Raw genomic sequence first — 19,357 nt, forward strand, 5'->3', positions numbered from 1 at the left:
CCGGATCAGGGAATCCCGTCACGCCCGCACCCCCGGGACACCGGCCGGCCTTCCCGTCGAGCCCGCGCCGACGACACCCCCCGTCGGCCCCGGTTCGGACGCCGTCACGTCCGCCGTGCTCTCCACCGGGGCGCCGTCGACGGCCCAGACGGTGCCGTCGTCGGCGTAGAGGCGGGCGGTGACCTTGTGGGTGCCCTGGGGGACGTACGCGGACGCGAGACGGTAGGACGGGGCGCGCAGGGTGGCGACGGGGCGGTCGTCCACGAAGAGGACGGCGACGCCGTGGCCGGAGACCGCCTTCGCCCTCGTCGTGGAGGGCGAGAAGGTGAAGTTCTCGACGGTCAGCCGTACGGACCAGCTGTCGTCGGTGTCCGGCTGCACGACTATGCCGACGTCGGGCGCGTTGTCCTTGTCGACCTCCCGGTAGTGCCGCCCCTCGTGATCGGTGTCGTCGAGGACCTTGCCCACCGGTGAGACCGACTGCCCGTCCTCGTGCTTCCGTGCCCCATCGGCGCCACAGCTCACGGATCCGGTCACCACCAGGGCACAGACCGCGAGCAGGGCGAGAAGTCCCCGCGTCCACGACATGCCGGGGAGCGTAGAACAACGGTCCGACAACGCGAATCCCCCTGTGGTCTGGTTCTGCTGGTCCTCCCTGAGGAGGTCATGGCGGGGAGATCGGTTCCACCGCACGACCTCTTGCGCCGGCGAAACCGCAATCCTACGGTGTTCCATAGGAATCAGACCGCAAGGGAGCGATCATGAACGGGGACGCAGCGATCACGCGCGGCGACGCACGGAAGACCGCCGAGGGCCTGGCGTACCTGTCCGGTTTCGGCAACGAACACTCCTCGGAGGCCGTCCCCGGCGCCCTCCCCGAGGGCCGCAACGCCCCGCAGCGCGCCCCCCTCGGCCTGTACGCGGAACAGCTCAGCGGTACGGCGTTCACCGAGCCCCGCGCCCACAACCGCCGCTCCTGGCTGTACCGCATCCGCCCCTCCGCCGCCCACCCGGCGTTCACCCACACCCACAACGGCCGGATCCGTACCGCCCCGTTCACCGAGTCGGTCCCGGACCCGAACCGGCTGCGCTGGAACCCGCTGCCCGCGCCCCCCGAGGGCACCGACTTCCTCGCCGGCCTGTGGACCCTCGGCGGCAACGGCGACGTCACCCAGCGCACCGGCATGGCCGTGCACCTCTACCACGCCACCGACTCCATGGACCGCGTCTTCAGCGACGCGGACGGCGAGCTGCTGATCGTCCCGGAGAGCGGCGGACTGCTGCTGCGCACGGAGTTCGGGCTGCTGCACGTGGAGCCGGGACATGTGGCCCTCATCCCCCGTGGGGTGCGCTTCCGTGTGGAGCTGCTCGACACTGCGTCGAATCGCGGGCAGAGCCCGACCGCCCGCGGTTATGTGTGCGAGAACTACGGGGCGCCCTTCCAGCTGCCCGACCTCGGCCCCATCGGCGCCAACGGCCTCGCCAACGCCCGTGACTTCCTCGCCCCCGTCGCCGCCTACGAGGACGTCGAGGGGCCGGTGGAGGTGGTCAACAAGTTCTGCGGCAACCTCTGGTCCGCGACCTACGACCACTCCCCGCTCGACGTCGTCGCCTGGCACGGCAACCACGTGCCGTACGTCTACGACCTGCGCCGCTTCAACGTCATCGGCTCCATCTCCTACGACCACCCCGACCCGTCGATCTTCACCGTGCTGACGTCCCCGTCGGACACCCCGGGCCTGGCCGGGGTCGACTTCGTGGTGTTCGCGCCACGCTGGCTGGTCGGCGAGGACACCTTCCGGCCGCCGTACTTCCACCGGAACGTGATGAGCGAGTACATGGGCCTGATCGAGGGCGCCTACGACGCCAAGGCGGAGGGCTTCGTGCCGGGCGGCGGCTCGCTGCACAACATGATGTCGGCGCACGGGCCCGACCGGGAGACGTTCGACAGGGCGAGCGCGGCCGAGCTGAGGCCGCAGAAGGTCGACGACGGGCTGGCGTTCATGTTCGAGACGCGCTGGCCGGTGACGCTGACCGCGCAGGCGGCCGGGGCGGACCACCTCCAGTCGCACTACGACGACGTGTGGCGGGGTCTGGAACGCCACTTCCGCCCGTCGCGCTGATCCGCCCGTTGCACTGACCGATCCGCGAAAGGTACGGATAGCCCGTGACCTCCTTCGCCCCGGACTCGATCGTCCTGAACCGCAAGCTGCCGCTCTGGTACCAGGTGTCGCAGTCCCTGCGCGCCTCGATACTCGGCCGCTCCCCCCAGGACCCGCTCCGCCTGCCCACCGAGGAACAGCTCGCCGGGCACTACGGCGTGAGCGTGCTGACCATGCGGCAGGCGCTGAAGGAGCTGGAGGACGAGGGGCTGATCACCCGTCACCGCCGCCGGGGCACCTTCATCGAACCGGACGCGAGAAGGGGCAGCCCGGTCCGGCTGCTGGGCTCGGTGGACGCGATCGTGGCCCAGCAGTCCGGTATGACGACCGAGCTGCTGGAGCACGGCAAGTCACCGGTGCCGTCCGAACTCACCGAGCACTTCCCCGAGTTGGACGAGGTGACGGCGTACCACCGGCTGCGCAGCGACGAGCGGACGGGCGAGCCGACCAACCACGCCCGCAACTACGTCCGCCCCGAACTGGCCGCTCTCATCGACCCGTCCGACTTGTTGCGCTGGCCGATGACGAAGGTGCTGCGGGACGTCGTGGGGGCGGACATCAGCCGCATCACGGACACGGTGGAGGCGCGTCTCGCGGACCCCGAGACGGCCCGGCTGCTCCAAGTCCCGCTGCTGAGCCCGATCCTGCACTACACGGGTCTGGCGTACGACACACAGGGCCGGGTGCTGGACGCGGCGGTGATCCACTACCGGGGGGACCGCTTCTCCTTCACCGTCACCCTGGACGCCACGTGAGCCCACCGGCCCCGGCCGCCTGTCGGCGAGAGGTCGTACGATGCCCAGCGTGACGCACGACGACGCTCCGCCGCTGGCGGACCTCATGCCGTGGTCCGTCGCACCGCCGCGGCTCGGCCGGGGGTGGCCGACGGGCCCCGACGCGGCGTCCCTCAAGGCCCGCTGGGACGCCCTGCTCAAGGCCGAGGGACCCGACCGGGAAGCCCTGTTCGAGCCCACCCGCGCCCGCACCCTGCGCTCGGCGGTCGGACAGCTGCCGGGGCGCACCGGCGGCACGGAGCGGCTCGCGCGCGCTTCCGGCCCCTGTCCGGAGCCGGTACGGGTCCTGCACGCGCCCTTCGACGAGCAGTGGCTGATCCCCGATCACCGGCTGATCGACGCGGCCCGCCCCGAGCTGTGGCGGGTGGCGGACGCGGACCAGGTGTTCGTGGTGGAGACCCCCGCGGACGGGCCGGGTCCCCGGCTCCTCGCCACCTCGCTGCTCCCCCTGCTGCGTCCGGGCCGCATCCGCCCGCTGTACCGCCGCCCGGCGGGCACCGAACCGAACCTGGCCCCGGGCCTGCTGGAGCACCTGCGCACCCGGCTCGGGGTGGCGGCGGAGCCCTTGGACGTCCTCGCCTGGATCCTGGCGGCGGTCCGCCCGGACCTCACCGTGCCGCTCACCGACGACCCCGACCTGTGGTCCCGTGGTGTGGAGTCGGGTCACCGGGCCCTGTGGCTGATGCGCCGCGACGGCGACCGTCCGAAGCTGCCCGGCGGCCGCCGCCCGTACGTCCGCGCACCGCTGCCGTCCCGCCCCCTGATCCTGGACTACGACCGCGACGAGGAGGCCCTGCTCCTCGACGAGGGCCGCGTCTCCCCCGTACCGGCGGCGGCCTGGGACTTCGAGGCCGGCAGAGTGCGGGTGCTGGAGCAGTGGTTCGCGGCCCGCGCAGCCGAACCGGAGCCGGGCACGCTGTCCGCCATCCGCCCGGCGACCTGGCCGCAGACGTGGACGTCGGAACTGCTGGAGCTGATCACCGTGCTGGCCCTGCTCGCCGATCTCCAGCCTCTGGAGGACGAGTTGACGTCACGGATCTCGGCGACCGACCTGCGCGAGGCGGGGGTGTTGCCGGTACCGGACTCGTCACGCCGACCGGCGTCGGTCCTGGACGGCCACGAAGAGGGCCCCGAAGGCCAACTGACGTTGCTGTAGCCCGCCCAGGGGCGCGGGGCTGCGTTGAATGTGCGGCTACCGCCGCGCGGGCGCGACCAGCCACAAAACACCCGCACCCGGCACACAGACAGTCACCCCCGCGGCGCGAACCCGTCCAGCACCCGCCCCAGCATCCGTTCGAACACCGCGTCCAGATCGATGGGCCCGGCGTCCTCCGCGAACGACGCCGCCAGCCGCGGATACGCCCCCGACGCCACCTGACTCCCCAGATACGCGATCCGCACCGCGTTCTCCTGCTCCTCCGTCCACGGCAGCGATCGCACCCGCTCGGCCGTGGCCAGCTCGTTGGAGACGTACGTCGTCACGCACCCGTTGAGCATCGCGACCAGCTCGATCTTGGTGCCGTAGGGAGCGTCGAGCGGGTCGAGGCAGGCGAGGCAGTGCTCCAGGTAGCGCAGGGCGTTGGGGCTGAAGCCGTACACCCCCGACATGAGCCGCGGCATCCAGGGGTGGCGGTGCATGAGCTCCTTGGTCCGGCGGGCGTTGCGGAGCATGTCGGCCCGCCAGTCCCCCGTCGGCTCGAACAGCTCGTGCTCGCCGCCGACCGCGTCCACCATCAGCTCGTACAGGTCCTCCTTACGGGGGACGTAGTTGTACAGCGACATGGTCCCGCAGCCCAGTTCGGCCGCGACGTGGCGCATCGACACCGCGTCCAGCCCCCCGGCGTCGGCCAGTCGCACGGCGGCCGCCGCGATGTCCGCCCTGGTGAACGCGGGCTTCGGCCCGCGCCCCGTCCGCTCGGGACGGGCCCAGATCACTTCGGGTACGGCCGCTCGGCCCGCCATCGGTCATCACCTCGGCCACCATCCTAGTTACGTACAGCGTACGTAGTGCGCTATGGTCCTGCCATGACTTCTACGTACGCTGTACTTAGTGAAGGTCTGGAAAAGCGGTTCGGGGAGGTCCGTGCCCTGCGCGGTCTCGATCTCGTGGTCGCTCCGGGCACGGTCTGCGGCATCCTCGGACCCAACGGCGCGGGCAAGACGACCGCCGTACGACTGCTGACCACGCTGCTGCGGCCGGACGCCGGCTCCGCGCGGGTGGCGGGGCACGACCTCGTACGGGAGCCGGAGGCGGTCCGCCGTGCCATCGCCGTCACCGGGCAGTACGCGTCGGTCGACGGGGACCTCACCGGCCGGCAGAACCTGCGGCTGTTCGCCCGGCTGCACCGGGTGCGGGGCCCGGCCGAGCGGGCCGCCGAGCTCCTCGACCGCTTCGGGCTGACCGAGGCCGCCGACCGCGCCGCCGCCACCTACTCGGGCGGCATGCGCCGCCGGCTGGACCTGGCGGCGAGCCTGATCCGCCGCCCCGAGATCCTGTTCCTCGACGAGCCGACGACCGGACTCGACCCGGCCAGCCGCACCTTCGTGTGGGACGCCGTGCGCGACCTCACGGCGGACGGCACGACCGTGCTGCTCACCACCCAGTACCTGGAGGAGGCCGACCAACTCGCCCACGACATCGCCCTGGTGGACAAGGGGCGGGTCGCGCACACGGGCTCGCCCGCCCAGCTCAAGGCGCTGATCGGGGCGCACGTCGAGATCGTCGTCGCGAACGCGGACACCCTGGGCCGGGCGGCCGGAGTGCTCGACCGGCTCACCGGCGGCGAACCGTCGCCGGCCCCCGAGAGGAACGCGGTCGGCGCGATCACCCGGGACACCACACTCACCCTGCCCCGGCTGGTGCGCGAACTCGACGCGGCCGGCGTGCCGCTGCTCGACGCGAGCATCCGGCCGCCGACCCTCGACGAGGTCTTCCTGCGACTCACCAAGGAGCTTGCGACATGAGCATGCTGGCCTACGACGGCACCGCGATGCTGGGCCGTCAGCTGCGACGGGTCCGGAACAACCCGGGGCTGCTGGTCCTGACCCAGACCATGCCGATCACCATGCTGCTGTTCTTCGGCTACGTCTTCGGCAGCGCGCTGGCGATGCCGGGTGCGGAGTACCGGACCTTCCTGGTCCCGGGCCTGCTGGTGGCGACGGCGGCGAACGGGATCATGACGGGGATGTTCCAGGCGGCCCAGGACGTCCACCGCGGTGTGACGGACCGGCTGCGCACCCTGCCGATCAGCCGGGCGGCCGTGCCGCTGGGGCAGTCGGTCGCGGACGTGGTGGTCACGGCGGCGGGCATGGTGCCGTTCCTGCTGGTGGGGCTCGCGGTGGGGTGGCGGATCGAAGGGTCCGCGCTCCGGGCGGTGGGCGCCGTCGCGCTGCTGCTGCTGTTCCGGTTCGCGACCACCTGGATCGGGATCTTCCTCGGGCTGCTCACCGGCAGCGAGGAGGCCGCGGGTCAGCTGGGCGGGGCGACCTTCGTCCTGCCGCTGCTGTCCAACGCCTACATCCCGACCGAGGGGCTGCCCGGGTGGCTGCGCACCCTCGCCGAGTGGAACCCCATCAGCGCGGTGACGGCGGCCCTGCGGGAGCTGTTCGGCAACGCCGCCGTACGGGAGGGATCGGCCTGGCCGGTGGCCCATCCGGTCGCCGGGTCACTGCTGTGGTGTGGGGTGCTGATCGCGGTCTTCACACCGCTCGCCGTACGCAGGTACGCGCACGGCGAGCGCTGAACGCCTCTTGCCGGGAGGGGAGTTCGGGCCCTGCCGGGGCCCGGGCCGACCTCGGAGGCGTGCATGCCAAAGGTAGTGCGTACGAGCTCACCTGGATCGTGCTGCATGCCGTGGGGATGACGGGCAGGATCGCAGCACGACACCGGGCGGCGAGGGCTCAGTGCCCGCCGAACAGCGAACGGCGCAGTCGGCGCAGGGGCGCGAACAGCGAGACACGGCGAACCCGCGCACCCCTGTCACTGCGCTCCTGCTTCGTGGTGTCACGCGCGGTCAGCTCGCGCATCAGCGACGTCGCCTCGGCCGCCTCGCGCTGCGGGACGGCAGGTCCCGAGAGCACCGAGAGATGGCGGTCGAGGCGCGAACTGGTCGCGCTGCTCCCGCAGGTGATCGCAGGGACCCTCGCCCTGCGCACTGTTATCTGTTCCATGTCACTCCCCACCCGTACGAGTCCACCCGGCCCGGGCAGGGTAACCCTATCGCCCCTGCGGGGCACACGTGTATCGGCGTCACAGGATTCACCTTCCCCGCAAGGGTGTTGACGACCCCTCCATGATTACTCTCCGAATCCAACAGATTTCAGGGCGAGTTGGACAACCGGCTGGGTAGTGGGCTGAGGTGATCCCCCGTCGGGCTCGACCGTCACAGCCAGTGATGTCGCGGACTTGTCGAGTCCGCTCGCCACCAAGGGCGTGTCGGCGGCGAAGAGCCCGAGGGAGCGCGGTTGCTCGTCGGGGCGCATGAGCCACAGTTGGCGCACCCGGCCGCTGGGAGGAGGGTCGTATCCGCTCAGGGTGACGACCGCGCGCCCCTCGGATGCGGAAGCGATCACTCCGATCGTCCTGCCCTGGGCGTCCTGGCCCCGGGTCGCGAGCGCGTCGGCGGCCTGGAGAACGTGGGCGATCTCACTGGCCTGGGCCTTCTGCGCGTCCAGTTCGTCCTGGGTCCGGTCGGCCTGGACGGCGAACAGGGAGGCGACGACGAGCGCCGCGGCCGCGGTGGCCGTCGCGAAAGGCACGAACAGCGGACGCCGCGGGCGCTGCCGGGGCGGCGGCTGGGCGCCCCAGACGTGCGGCGGCAACTGCGACCTGCGCGCGCGGGCCGGCTCCGGCCGCGCACGGGCCGGCTCGGGCCGCGCGGCGGACTCCTGCGGGGTGGTGCGTACGGCGGCCAGCACCCGGTCGCGCAGCGCGCTCGGCGGCGGGGCCGCGGCCGACCACGCGAGCCGTACCGCGTCCTCGGACAGCGCGCGCACCTCCGCCGCACAGCTGTCGCAGTCCTTGAGATGCCGCTCGAAGCGGGCCCGCTCGGCGGGCTCCAGCGCGTCGAGGGCGTACGGGGCCGCGAGGGAGTGCAGATCTTCCCGGCGGAAGAGGCTCATGCCGCACCTCCCAGGCACTCGCGCAGGCGGGTCAGTCCGTCACGCATCCGCGTCTTCACCGTCCCCAGCGGCAGACTCAGCCGCTCGGCCACCTCACGGTACGTGTAGCCGTCGTAGTAGGCGAGGGTGACCGACTGGCGCTGGAGCTCGGTCAGCCGCTCCAGGCACCGGCGCACCCACTCGCGTTCGAGGCCCGCCTCGACCTCCTCGGTCACCTGGTCGAAGGCGGGGTGGTGGGCCCGGCGCGCCTCGCGCTGCTCGCGTTCACCGGCCGCGCGGGCGCTGCGCACCCGGTCGACGGCACGGCGGTGCGCGAGGGTGAGGACCCAGGACAGCGCGCTGCCCCGGCGCGGATCGAAGCGCGCGGCGGACCGCCACAGTTCCAGCAGCACCTCCTGCGACACCTCCTCCGACTGCGCCGGATCACGCACCACCCGCCGTACCAACCCGAACACCGGCCCGGCGACGAGGCCGTAGAGCTCCTCGAACGCCTTCTGGTCCCCACCCGCCACGAGCATCAGAAGCTCGTCCGCCTCCAACTCGTCGCCCCCTCCCGCAAAGCCGCACCTGGGCCGTCCCGTCCCACGAGGTATTCGCAACGAACACACCTCCGGATGGGGTTACGGATCAGATCGCCGAAAACGCGGGTCGAGCAGCAGAAAAGAAGTTTTGAGATTCGACCAATCCGGCCCGGCCACCACTCCGAATCCCCGAGCGTCAGGCAAGTTGGACTGAGGACGGACGGCATGACACCTATCTCCAGGAGCGGCTCGGGACGCAGGAGTCTCGCGACCCTCGTATGTGGTGCGCTGGCCGCCGGAGGGCTCGCAGCCGCCGGTGTGGCCACGCTGGAACCGGGGGCGGCTTCCGCCTCCAGCCACCGGGAGGCCCCGCTGATCTCGGGCGACCCGCAGTACGACAACACCGACGTGTACGCGTTCGTCAGCCCCGACAAGCCGGACTCGACGACGATCATCGCCAACTGGATCCCCTTCGAGGACCCGTCGGGCGGCCCGAACTTCTACCAGTTCGCCGAGGACGCCCAGTACGACATCCACATCGACAACAACGGTGACGGCCAGGGCGAGCTGCTGTACCGCTTCACCTTCAAGACGCACATCAAGAACAAGAAGACGTTCCTGTACAACACGGGCGCGGTCGACAGCCTCGACGACCCGGACCTGAACGTCACGCAGACGTACGACATCGAGCTGTTCCGGCTGAAGAACCAGAAGGTCGAGTACAAGACCAAGGTCGCCGACGACATCCCGGTGGCGCCGTCGAACGTCGGCAAGGCGTCCATGCCGAACTACGAGAAGCTGCGCGACCAGGCGGTCTACAAGCTTCCCGGTGACGCGACGGCGTTCGCCGGCCAGGCCGACGACCCGTTCTTCCTGGACCTGCGCGTGTTCGACCTGCTGTACGGCGGCAACCTCAGCGAGGTCGGCAACGACACGCTGAAGGGCTACAACGTCAACTCGATAGCCCTCCAGGTCCCGACGGACATGATCACCGAGTCCGCGCACCAGCCGGTCGTCGGCATCTGGTCGACGACCCAGCGCAGGAACGCGCAGGGGTACTACTCCCAGGTCTCGCGCCTCGGCAACCCGCTCGTCAACGAGGTCGTCAACCCGCTGAAGGACAAGGACAAGTTCAACGCGTCCGCGCCCTGGGACGACGCGCAGTTCCTGAAGAACGTCACCAACCCCGAACTGCCCAAGCTCATCGAGGCGATCTACAAGATCCCGGCCCCGAAGGAGCCCCGCAACGACCTCGTGGACGTGTTCCTGAAGGGTGTGAAGGGGCTGAACCAGCCGCCCCACGTGCGGCCCGCGGAGGAGCTGCGCCTCAACACGTCCATCAAGCCCACCGATTCTCCGAAGCGGCTCGGTGTGCTTGATGGCGACAACGCCGGGTTCCCGAACGGGCGTCGACTGACCGACGACGTGATCGACGCGTCGCTCCAGGTCGTCGAGGGCGAGCTGGTCGGGTCGAAGAACGACCTCGGTGACGCCGTCGACAAGAACGACAAGGACTTCGAGAAGTCGTTCCCGTACGTGGCGCTGCCGACGGAGGGTTCCCGCGGTCCGCTGGCCAAGGGCACGACGTCCGGGAACGACGTGCGGAACCAGCTCGGGGACGCGCTGTCCCCCGCCGGGACCTCCGGCTCGGACAACATGACACTGATCGCCGGGTCCGCGGGGGCCGGTGCGGCCGGGATCGTGCTCATCGGGGCCGCGCTGATGTGGTGGCGCCGGATGCGGCGCCGGGCCTACTGAGGCCCACCCGCCGCTGAGAACCACCCCCATGGCCGGCGCGGCCTGCACGTACTCATCCCCCACGGTGCAGGCCGCGCCGCACACACGATCACGAACGACCAGAACCAGGAGAGGGCATGTCCGGGTCTACGACCGACAGCGCACCCGAGGACGAGCAGAGCGGTCCGCCGGAGACCGTGGAGCCCTCCGCTCAGGCCGATGCCGAGAAGGTCGCCGCCGTGCGACGGGTCTCGGCGGCCGGGCGGCGCTGGCGTGCCGCACAACTCGCCGGATGCGCGGCGCTGTTGGCCGTCGCGCTCACCGGGGGATCCATCGCCTTCGGGGCGCTGCGCGACGGCGGTACCGCAACCGTCGCCCGTTCCTCGTCGGCGGCTCTCTCCCCGGGGCTCATGGCGAGCGGCGACCTCGACGCGGGCATCGAGGCGGTCCAGGCCCATCTGCGCGGCCAGCCCAAGGACTTCGGCAGCTGGGCCACCCTCGGACTCGCCTACGTCGAGCAGGCGCGGACGAAGGGTGACCCCTCGCGGTACCCCCAGGCCCGGCAGGCGCTGGAGCGGTCGCTGAAGTTGGCGGCGGACAACGAACAGGGACTGGCCGGCCTCGCCGCGCTCGCCGCCGCCCGGCACGACTTCAAGGGCGCCCTCGGCTACGCCGACAAGACCCTGAAGCAGAACCCGTACAACGAGCGCGCCCTGTCCTCCCGGATCGACGCCCTCGTCGAGCTCGGCCGCTACGACGAGGCGTCGCAGGCCGCCGACCTCGCGGACGAACGGCGGCCCGGCATCCCGGTGTTCACCCGCTACGCCTACGTCCACGAACTGCGCGGCGACGTCCGCACCGCCCGCACCGTCCTGGAACGGGCCCTGTCCACCGCGACCACCCCGGGCGACATCGCCTACGTGGCCACCGCGCTGGGCCAACTCGCCTGGAACCAGGGCGACTACGACACGGCTCTGACCGACTACGCCCGTGCCCTCGCCGCCGACGACGCCTACCTCCCGGCGCTGGAGGGCAGGGCCCGCGCCCAGGCCGCGAGCGGGGACCGCGCCGAGGCGATCAAGGGCATGGAGGCCGTCGTGGCCCGGTATCCGCTGCCCGGACCGCTCGTCGGGCTCGGGGAGCTGTACGAGGCCCGGGGCGCCGACGGCGACGAGGCGAGGGCCCAGGACCAGTACGCGCTGGTGGACGCGTGGACCGCGCTCGCCCGGGCCAACGGCGTCAACGCCGACCTCGACACCGCGCTGGCCGCCGCCGACCACGGTGACAAGGCCGCCGCCCTGAAGGCCGCCCGCGCCGAGTGGGCCCGCCGGCACACCGTGCACACCGCGGACGCCCTCGCCTGGGCCCTGCACGTCAACGGCCGGGACGAGGAGGCCCTGCCGTACGCCCGGCGGGCCACCGCCACCGGCTACCGCAACGCCTCCTTCCTCTACCACCGCGGGATGATCGAACTCGCCGCGGGCGAGCGGACGCAGGGCCGGAGCCATCTCGGTTCCGCCCTGAAGCTCAACCCCGGCTTCTCCCCCCTCGGCGCCCGCGCGGCCCGCGAGGCTCTCAAGGAGGCGTCCGAGTGAAGCCCCGCCGTCTGTTCGCGTCCCTCACGGCCGTCCTGACGGCGGCTTGTGCGCTCGCGCTGCTCCCTTCCAGCAGCGCGAGCGCCCACCCTCTCGGCAATTTCACCGTCAACCGCTACGACGGTCTCGTCGCCGCCCCCGGCCAACTCCGCGTCGACCACGTCGAGGACCTCGCCGAGATCCCGGCCACCCAGGCCAAGCCGGACATCGAGAAGTCCGGCATGACCGAGTGGGCCGACGGGCGTTGCCGTAAGGCCGCCCAGGGCGCGAAGGTCACCGTCGACGGCCGTACGGTCGTCCTCACGGCGAAGAGCAGCCACGCACGCGTACGGCCCGGTCAGGCCGGGCTCGACACCCTGCGCGTGGAGTGCCGGCTGACCGCCCCGCTGCCCGAGGACGCCACCGTCACGCTGGGCTTCCACAGCGCGGGCACCGACTCCGGCCCCGGCTGGCGCGAGATCACCGCGCGCGGCGACCGGATGACGCTCACCGCGTCGGACGTGCCCGAGAAGTCGGTGTCGGACGAACTGACCACGTACCCGAAGGAGTTGCTCTCCTCCCCCGCCGACACCGTGACCGCCTCCCTGCGGGTGCGGCCCGGCGGTCCGGCCCTCGCCGAGGAGCGCTCGAACGCCCCCGCGGCCTCCGTGCTGCCCCGTGGCGCCGACCGCTGGACCCGCGCCCTGGACTCGCTGGTCGCCCGGCACGACCTCACCGTCGGTTTCGCGGCGCTCGCCCTGCTCATCGCGGTCGCCCTCGGTGCCATGCACGCCCTGGCCCCGGGGCACGGCAAGACCCTGATGGCCGCGGTGGCCGCGGCCCGCGGTGGCCGGGCCCGGATGAAGGACGTCCTGCCGCTGGCCGCCTCCGTGACCGTCACCCACACCCTGGGCGTGGTCGCCCTGGGCCTCCTCGTCGCGGCCGGCTCGTCGGCGGCGCCCTCGGTGATCGCGTGGCTGGGCATCGCGAGCGGGATGATGGTGACCGCGGCGGGTGTCACGCTGTTGCGCCGGGCCCTGCACACCCGCGCGCAGCAGCACGGGCACACGCACCCGCATGCGGCGGGCGCCGACGCCGACCGGCCCGAGGAACGCCAGCTGGTCCTGGTCGCCGCCTCCACACAGACGGTGACAGCGACGGCAACGGCAACGGCAACGGCAACGGCGGAAAGGCACACCCACCCCCGCACGCCCGGACACCCGCACGACCACTCTCACGACCACGAGCACGAGCACGAGCACGCACACGGGCACTCCCACGATCACGCACACCCGCACCCGCACTCCCATGACCACGACCACGACCACGACCACGACCACACCCTCGAACACACCCACGGCGGCTTCACCCACACCCACGCCGTCGCCCCCACCCTCCGCGGCACGATCCTGCTGGGCTTCGCCGGCGGTCTCGTGCCCAGCCCCTCCGCCGTCGTCGTGCTCGTCGGGGCCGCCGCACTGGGGCAGGCCTGGTTCGGGCTGCTGCTCGTCGTGGCGTACGGGGTGGGGCTGGCCCTGACCCTGACCGCGGCCGGATTCGCCGTCGTCAGGCTGGGCAGTGGAGTCACACGGCTGCTGGACAGGCGCCCCCGCCTGGCCACGAGCCCGATGACCGCCCTGGTGCGCAGGACCGCGCCCCTGATGTCGGCGTTCGTCGTGGTGGCTCTCGGGGCAGGATTGGTGCTCAAGGGGGCGGCATCCGCACTCGGCTGAGCTACTTTTGTACAGAATTCACGTGCAACATCACGCGGAGCGGAGATTTCGCCCGGATGCGAATGGGGGACGCCCGTGTCCGAAGAACCGGGCAGTGAACGAGTGATCGCGGGCCGCTACCGCCTCCTGTCCCCGCTCGGCGAGGGCGGCATGGGAACCGTGTGGCGCGCCCGTGACGAGGTGCTGCACCGTGAGGTCGCCGTCAAGGAGGTGCGCGCGCCGCACGGGCTGCCGGCCCACGAGGTCGAGCGGCTGTACGCCCGCCTCGAACGCGAGGCGTGGGCGGCGGCCCGGGTCGCCAACCGCAATGTGGTGACGGTCTACGACGTGGCGACCGAGGACGGCCGCCCGTGGATCGTCATGGAGCTGGTGCGCGGCATCTCGCTCGCCGAACTCCTTGACGCGGAGGGCCCGCTCAGTCCGCAGCGCACCGCGCACATCGGCGCCGAGGTGCTCTCCGCGCTGCGGGCCGCGCACGAGGCCGGGGTGCTGCACCGGGACGTGAAGCCCGCCAACGTACTGCTGTCGAACGACGGCCGCGTGGTGCTCACCGACTTCGGCATCGCCCAGGTCGAGGGCAGTTCGGCGCTCACCATGACCGGCGAGGTCATCGGCTCCCCCGAGTTCCTGGCCCCGGAGCGGGCGCTCGGCCGCACCCCGGGTCCGGAGTCGGACCTGTGGTCGCTGGGTGTGCTCCTGTACGCCGCCGTCGAGGGCAACTCCCCGTTCCGCCAGAACACCCCGCTGAGCACCCTGCGCGCGATCGTGGACGAGGAGCTGCCGCCGCCGTACCGGGCCGGTCCGCTCGCGCCGGTGATCGAGGGGCTGCTGCGCAAGGATCCGGCGGAGCGGCTCCCGGCCGAGCAGGCCGAGCAGGAGCTGCGGATCATCGGGGCGGGCGGCACGCCCCGGGCGGACGCCGTGCAGGCGGGGCCGTACGCCCCCACCGTCGCGGCGCCCTTCCCGCAGGAGCCGCCGACGGCCCCGTACCGGCCCGCGCCGACTCCCACCTCCACCCCCACCACGACCGCCGGCCCCCCGGAGCGCGACCGCCGCGCCACCGTCTTCCTGGTCGCGGGTGTGCTGGCCCTGGCGCTGGCGATCGCGGGGCTGACGTACGCGCTGCTGAACCGTGACAACGGCGACAAGGGCGGGGAGACGGCCAAGGACACCACCCCGGCGGTGAGCTCGCCCGCGCCGACCAAGACCGACGAGACCGGTGAGGACACTCCGTCCCCGAGTCCGAGCAAGAGCACCACGAGCGCGCCCCCGCCGCAGTCGGTGGACGTCTCGCTGTCGGGCTCGCACACCGACTACACGGGCACCTGCCCGCCGGACAGGTCCGCGGCCCCGACGTTCACGGTCACGCTGACGGTCGGCCGGCTCCCGGCGACGGTGACCTACCGCTGGGTGTCGGAGAAGGGCTCGGTGAACGGCAGTTGGAAGACGCTCACGTTCCCGGCGGGTGGCGACAGGACGCAGGAGGACAGCCGGTTCGTCACCACGCAGGACGACAGCGGGACGTTCGAGGACACCATCAGCGTGGAGGTCCGCGAGCCCGTCGAGAAGACGTCCGAGTCGGTCCCGTTCTCGCTGACGTGTGTGGCGGAGACCCCGACCGGCACCGGCGAGGCCTCCCCCACTGCGTCCCCGTGAGCGGGGATCAGGCCGCGCTGTTCAGGACCGGGAGGTAGCCGCCGGACTGGCCGGCCGCGGTCGGGTGGTAGGACTCGCCGATGTTGAGCAGGTTGAGGCTGTGCAGCCAGGCGCTGCCGGAGCACAGCTCGTGGCCGGTGAAGGCGGAGCGGACGTCGCCCCAGGTGAAGCCGTGGTCCGCGGCCCGCTTGGCGATGGCGTTGTCGAGGTAGTCGGCGGCGTCGTTGATGGCCTTGCGCTTGGTCTCGGAGAGGCCGAGGCAGGTGGTGCCGAGCTGGTAGAAGCGGGGGTAGCCGAGGACGACCACGTGGGCGTTGGGCGCCCTGCCGCTGATCTGCGCGTAGACGGTGTCGAGTCGGCCCGGGAGGGTCGAGTCGACGTACGCCTTCGCGGTGTTGATCCGGGACAGGCAGGAGCTGTCGGACTGGAGCACACAGGTCGTCATGACGTCGGCGAAGCCGGCGTCGTTGCCTCCGATGCTGATGGAGACGAGCGCGGTGGCGGAGCTGAGCGGGGTCAGCTGGTTCGCCAGAACATCACCCGTACGGGCGCCCGAGCACGCGGTGAACGCGAACGACGAGGGTGAGTGGGCGGCCGCCCAGAGGTAGGGGTAGGCCTTCGTGCTGCGCTTGCAGTCGCCGCTGGAACTGATGTAGCTGCCCGCGCCGACACCCGAGGAATAGGAGTCCCCCAGGGCCACATAGGGGCCCTCGGCGGCGTGGGCGGTGCCCGTCCCGGTGAGGACTGCGGCGAGGGCGAGGAGGAGTGAGCCGACGTACGCGGCAAATCGGGAACGTCTCATGGAACCTCCCTTTAGCAGGATCTCTGCCGTATCCGTCGTAGCAACGACACGAACCGACGGGAAGTGTCCATGCCAAAACTCGCAATGATTTCGTGGACATGACAGCTTTGTTGACTCCTCCTCAACTCCCTTGTTCTGCCCGTGTAGATGACCCAGCCTTTACCTCAGCCGAGGGCGGAACGCGACGCTCCCGGTCGTGTGTGCGATCCCGCGCACGCCCCCCACGGACCCGCGCCCGACCCAGGCGCGGGTCGCCCATGAGGAGGACTCCCTCGTAATGGCACAACTGCGTAGCAAGAAGTTCCGGTTCGCCGCGATAACCACCCTGGCGACCACCGCCCTCGTCGGCGGGCTCACCGCCCTGCCCGCCGAGGCCGCCCCGGCCGAGGGCCGGGTCCTCGCCGCCGGCTCCCCCACGGCCGTCAAGGACAGCTACATCGTCACGCTCAAGAAGAACGCGGGCTTCAAGGCCTCGTCCGGCGAGGGCAAGGGGCTCATCAAGGAGTACGGCGGGACCGTCAGGAAGACCTTCGGCTCCGCGCTCAACGGCTACACCGCCACGCTCTCCGCGACCGAGGCGAAAAGACTCGCCGCCGACCCGTCGGTGGCCTCCGTGGAGCAGAACCAGACCGTCCACCTGGCCGACACCACCCAGTCCAGCGCGCCTTGGGGCCTGGACCGCATCGACCAGGCCGCGCTCCCGCTCTCCGGCACCTACACCTACCCGGACTCCGCGGGCAGCGGCGTCACGGCGTACGTCATCGACACCGGCGTCCGCATCACCCACACCCAGATCAGCGGACGCGCCTCTTACGGTTACGACGCGGTCGACGGCGACACCACCGCCGCCGACGGCAACGGCCACGGCACCCATGTGGCCACCACGATCGCGGGCTCCACCTACGGCGTCGCCAAGAAGGCGAAGATCGTGGCGGTGCGCGTGCTCGACAACGCCGGCTCCGGCACCACCGCGGGCGTCATCGCGGGCATCGACTGGGTGACCGGCAACCACTCCGGTCCCTCGGTCGCCAACCTCTCGCTCGGCGGCGGCGCGTCCACCACCCTGGACACCGCCGTCAGGAACTCCATCGCGAGCGGCGTCACCTACGCCGTCGCGGCGGGCAACAGCAGCGCCAACGCCTCCTCGTACTCCCCGGCACGCGTCACCGAGGCGATCACCGTCGGCGCCACCACCAGCACGGACGCGCGGGCCAGCTACTCCAACTACGGCTCGGTGCTCGACATCTTCGCCCCCGGCTCCTCCATCACGGCGGGCTGGTACACCAGCGACACCGCGACCAACACCATCTCCGGTACGTCGATGGCGACCCCGCACGTCGCGGGCGCGGCCGCGGTCTACCTCGCCGGGCACACCTCGGCCACCCCGGCCCAGGTCGCCACGGCCCTGGTGGGCGGTGCCACGTCCAACGTGGTCACCAGCCCGGGCAGCGGTTCGCCCAACAAGCTCCTGAAGCTCGTCCCGTAGGACCTGAAGTCCCGTTCCCCGGAGGCGCTTCGTGCCTCCGGGGACACCCGTGTCCCCGTCCGCACCAGACGGTCTTGACGGCCGGCACGGCACTGCGCGACATTGAAACCCGGCATCCGGCGCTTTCTGGGGGGAAACGTCGCCCATGCAGACCACACGTCTCAGGACATCCTCTAGCCCGTCGGGCAGAGACCTGACGCCACTGCTCGCCGGCGCCGGGACCGCGGTGGGGGGATTCGGCGCACTGCTCGCGCTCACCGGCTCCGACTCACCGCTGCGCGCCCCGCTCACGCTCTTCTTCCTGCTCGCGGCACCCGCCGCGGGCATCGCCGCCGCGCTGCGCGGATGTGATCCGTTCGCCCGGGCGCTGGCCTCGCTGGTCGGTTCGGCCGTCCTCAACATGCTGGTCGCCCAGGGCATGCTGGCCACGCACCGCTGGTCGGCGCGCGGCGGCGTCCTGGCGATGGCCGCGGTCAGCGCCCTCATCCTCCTGCCGGTGCTGCTGCGACGGCGCCGCACGGAGAAGGGTCAGGACGTCTGACGTGGACATCAGCGTGTACCGCCCCGGCGAGCTCAGCGCGGCCGACCGGGTGGCGTGGACCGCTCTGCAGTCCAAGGCCCATCTCCAGGGCTCGCCCGGTCTCGGGAACCCTTTTCTGGCCCCCGAGTTCACGCTCGCGGTGGGCCGGTGCAGGCGGGGCGTACGGATCGCCGTCGTACGGGAGCAGGGCGAGCCCGCCGCCTTCTTCCCCTTCCAGCGCACCGCAACCGGTGTCGGCCGGGCCGTCGGCCTCGGCGTCTCGGACGCCCAGGGGCTGGTGCACCGGCCCGGATTCACCTGGGACGCACGGGAGTTGCTGCGCGCCTGCGGCCTGGCCGTGTGGGAGTTCGACCATCTGGTGGAGGGCCAGGGGCCGTTCGAGGCGCGGGCCACCGGCAGCTTCCCCTCCCCGGTCATGGACATCGACCAGGGATACGACGCCTATCTGGCGGGGCTGCGGGAGCGTTCGCCGAAGTTCACCCGTACCACCCTCGCCAAGGAGCGCAGACTGCTCCGCTCGGCGCGTGCGGTGCGCTACGTCCACGACGAACGGGATCCGGCGGCCCTGCGCACCCTGATGGACTGGAAGTCCGCCCAGTACCGCAGGACCGGCCGCAGCGACCGCTTCGCGCACGCGTGGATCACCCGGCTGGTGGAGCAGCTGTTCCACACCCGGCCGGAGCCGTTCGCCGGGATCCTCTCGGTGCTGTACGCCGACGGGAAGCCGGTCGCCGCCCACTTCGGGCTGCGCACCGAACGCGTCCTCGCCTGCTGGTTCCCGGCGTACGACCCGGAGTACGCGAAGTACTCCCCGGGCCTGATCCTGCATCTGCGCATGGCCGAGGCGGCCGCCGCCGACGGTGTCGCGTACCTCGATCTGGGCCGGGGGCAGAAGGAGTACAAGGACTCCCTGAAGACACGGGAACTGACCGTGTCGGAGGGGTGGGTGACCCGCAGGCACCCGGTCGCGGTCGGACACCGCGCCCGCCGGGTCCCGGTGCGGGCACTGCGCAACGCCGTGGTGGCGCGACCGGAGCTGTTCGAACCCGCCGACAGGTTGCTGAAGAAGGTGGGAAAGATCCGCTCCGGCGTGACCACGACGGTCAAAACAACAAAAACGTGAGGCGACGTTCCAGGCCTTGCCATATGGGTTCAATCGTCAATACCGTCATACATCTCACCCGCACCGTCCCGTCATCGAGCGGCTCTAGGGGAGGGCTCAAGGACCGC

At 71.6% G+C, this 19,357-nt stretch carries 18 protein-coding genes; 12 read left to right on the forward strand and 6 right to left on the reverse strand.

The genetic code is table 11. The features are described 5' to 3' along the window. Positions 1–18: 18 nt before the first annotated feature. On the reverse strand, positions 19–588 hold the full coding sequence (locus M2163_RS14065; protein ID WP_280894116.1) for a hypothetical protein: 570 nt from the start codon (positions 586–588) through the stop codon (positions 19–21). A gap of 173 nt (positions 589–761) precedes the next feature. Between M2163_RS14065 and hmgA the strand changes: the two genes are divergently transcribed. The 3 genes from hmgA to M2163_RS14080 are packed head-to-tail and all read left to right on the forward strand — an operon-like array spanning position 762 to position 4,112. Then, the gene (gene hmgA, locus M2163_RS14070; RefSeq protein WP_280894117.1) at positions 762–2,123 is read left to right on the forward strand and encodes a homogentisate 1,2-dioxygenase; all 1,362 of its coding nucleotides are present in this window, start codon (positions 762–764) and stop codon (positions 2,121–2,123) included. A 44-nt stretch (positions 2,124–2,167) separates the two neighbouring features. Then, positions 2,168–2,917: a GntR family transcriptional regulator gene (locus M2163_RS14075; protein WP_280852451.1), complete on the forward strand. Its 750-nt coding sequence runs from the start codon at positions 2,168–2,170 to the stop codon at positions 2,915–2,917. A gap of 40 nt (positions 2,918–2,957) precedes the next feature. Then, on the forward strand, positions 2,958–4,112 hold the full coding sequence (locus tag M2163_RS14080) for a type ISP restriction/modification enzyme (RefSeq protein ID WP_280894118.1): 1,155 nt from the start codon (positions 2,958–2,960) through the stop codon (positions 4,110–4,112). A gap of 92 nt (positions 4,113–4,204) precedes the next feature. Here the strand turns inward: M2163_RS14080 and M2163_RS14085 are convergent, their stop codons facing one another. After that, the gene (locus M2163_RS14085) at positions 4,205–4,918 is read right to left on the reverse strand and encodes a TetR/AcrR family transcriptional regulator (protein ID WP_280852449.1); all 714 of its coding nucleotides are present in this window, start codon (positions 4,916–4,918) and stop codon (positions 4,205–4,207) included. 63 nt (positions 4,919–4,981) lie between these two features. Between M2163_RS14085 and M2163_RS14090 the strand changes: the two genes are divergently transcribed. After that, complete coding sequence (locus M2163_RS14090) at positions 4,982–5,920, forward strand: ATP-binding cassette domain-containing protein (RefSeq protein ID WP_280894119.1); 939 nt, start codon at positions 4,982–4,984, stop codon at positions 5,918–5,920. After that, positions 5,917–6,699 carry an ABC transporter permease gene (locus tag M2163_RS14095; RefSeq protein WP_280852447.1) on the forward strand — a complete coding sequence of 261 codons (783 nt, stop codon included), beginning with the start codon at positions 5,917–5,919 and terminating at the stop codon, positions 6,697–6,699. Before M2163_RS14090 ends, M2163_RS14095 begins: the two co-directional genes overlap by 4 nt. A gap of 157 nt (positions 6,700–6,856) precedes the next feature. Here the strand turns inward: M2163_RS14095 and M2163_RS14100 are convergent, their stop codons facing one another. The 3 genes from M2163_RS14100 to M2163_RS14110 all read right to left on the reverse strand — a co-directional run bounded on the left by M2163_RS14100 (position 6,857) and on the right by M2163_RS14110 (position 8,616). Beyond that, positions 6,857–7,126: a hypothetical protein gene (locus M2163_RS14100; RefSeq protein ID WP_028809926.1), complete on the reverse strand. Its 270-nt coding sequence runs from the start codon at positions 7,124–7,126 to the stop codon at positions 6,857–6,859. A 126-nt stretch (positions 7,127–7,252) separates the two neighbouring features. Next, the gene (locus tag M2163_RS14105) at positions 7,253–8,077 is read right to left on the reverse strand and encodes an anti-sigma factor (protein WP_280852446.1); all 825 of its coding nucleotides are present in this window, start codon (positions 8,075–8,077) and stop codon (positions 7,253–7,255) included. Then, positions 8,074–8,616 carry a sigma-70 family RNA polymerase sigma factor gene (locus M2163_RS14110; RefSeq protein WP_280852445.1) on the reverse strand — a complete coding sequence of 181 codons (543 nt, stop codon included), beginning with the start codon at positions 8,614–8,616 and terminating at the stop codon, positions 8,074–8,076. The genes M2163_RS14105 and M2163_RS14110 overlap by 4 nt, the downstream gene beginning before the upstream one ends. 207 nt (positions 8,617–8,823) lie before the next feature. Between M2163_RS14110 and M2163_RS14115 the strand changes: the two genes are divergently transcribed. The 4 genes from M2163_RS14115 to M2163_RS14130 all read left to right on the forward strand — a co-directional run bounded on the left by M2163_RS14115 (position 8,824) and on the right by M2163_RS14130 (position 15,298). Beyond that, positions 8,824–10,356, forward strand: a complete 1,533-nt coding sequence (locus M2163_RS14115) for a DUF4331 domain-containing protein (RefSeq protein ID WP_280852444.1) — start codon at positions 8,824–8,826, stop codon at positions 10,354–10,356. Positions 10,357–10,472: 116 nt separating this feature from the next. After that, the gene (locus tag M2163_RS14120) at positions 10,473–11,930 is read left to right on the forward strand and encodes a tetratricopeptide repeat protein (RefSeq protein WP_280894120.1); all 1,458 of its coding nucleotides are present in this window, start codon (positions 10,473–10,475) and stop codon (positions 11,928–11,930) included. Then, a complete protein-coding gene (locus M2163_RS14125; protein WP_280894121.1) occupies positions 11,927–13,642 on the forward strand; it encodes a sulfite exporter TauE/SafE family protein in 1,716 nt (571 codons plus the stop codon). The genes M2163_RS14120 and M2163_RS14125 overlap by 4 nt, the downstream gene beginning before the upstream one ends. A 75-nt stretch (positions 13,643–13,717) precedes the next feature. Beyond that, positions 13,718–15,298 carry a serine/threonine-protein kinase gene (locus tag M2163_RS14130; protein ID WP_280894122.1) on the forward strand — a complete coding sequence of 527 codons (1,581 nt, stop codon included), beginning with the start codon at positions 13,718–13,720 and terminating at the stop codon, positions 15,296–15,298. A 7-nt stretch (positions 15,299–15,305) separates the two neighbouring features. Here M2163_RS14130 and M2163_RS14135 read toward each other — a convergent pair whose 3' ends face one another. Continuing rightward, the gene (locus M2163_RS14135; protein ID WP_280894123.1) at positions 15,306–16,100 is read right to left on the reverse strand and encodes an SGNH/GDSL hydrolase family protein; all 795 of its coding nucleotides are present in this window, start codon (positions 16,098–16,100) and stop codon (positions 15,306–15,308) included. A 277-nt stretch (positions 16,101–16,377) separates the two neighbouring features. On the opposite strand from M2163_RS14135, the gene M2163_RS14140 reads away from it, so the two are divergent. From M2163_RS14140 to M2163_RS14150, 3 genes are all read left to right on the forward strand, one after another. After that, on the forward strand, positions 16,378–17,586 hold the full coding sequence (locus M2163_RS14140) for a S8 family peptidase (protein ID WP_280852439.1): 1,209 nt from the start codon (positions 16,378–16,380) through the stop codon (positions 17,584–17,586). Between the two features lie 145 nt (positions 17,587–17,731). Further along, the gene (locus tag M2163_RS14145) at positions 17,732–18,127 is read left to right on the forward strand and encodes a hypothetical protein (protein WP_280852438.1); all 396 of its coding nucleotides are present in this window, start codon (positions 17,732–17,734) and stop codon (positions 18,125–18,127) included. Position 18,128: 1 nt separating this feature from the next. After that, positions 18,129–19,250, forward strand: a complete 1,122-nt coding sequence (locus M2163_RS14150) for a GNAT family N-acetyltransferase (RefSeq protein ID WP_280852437.1) — start codon at positions 18,129–18,131, stop codon at positions 19,248–19,250. Positions 19,251–19,357: the final 107 nt, after the last annotated feature.

The sequence above is a fragment of the Streptomyces sp. SAI-135 genome (genome assembly GCF_029893805.1).
Lineage (GTDB): Bacteria > Actinomycetota > Actinomycetes > Streptomycetales > Streptomycetaceae > Streptomyces.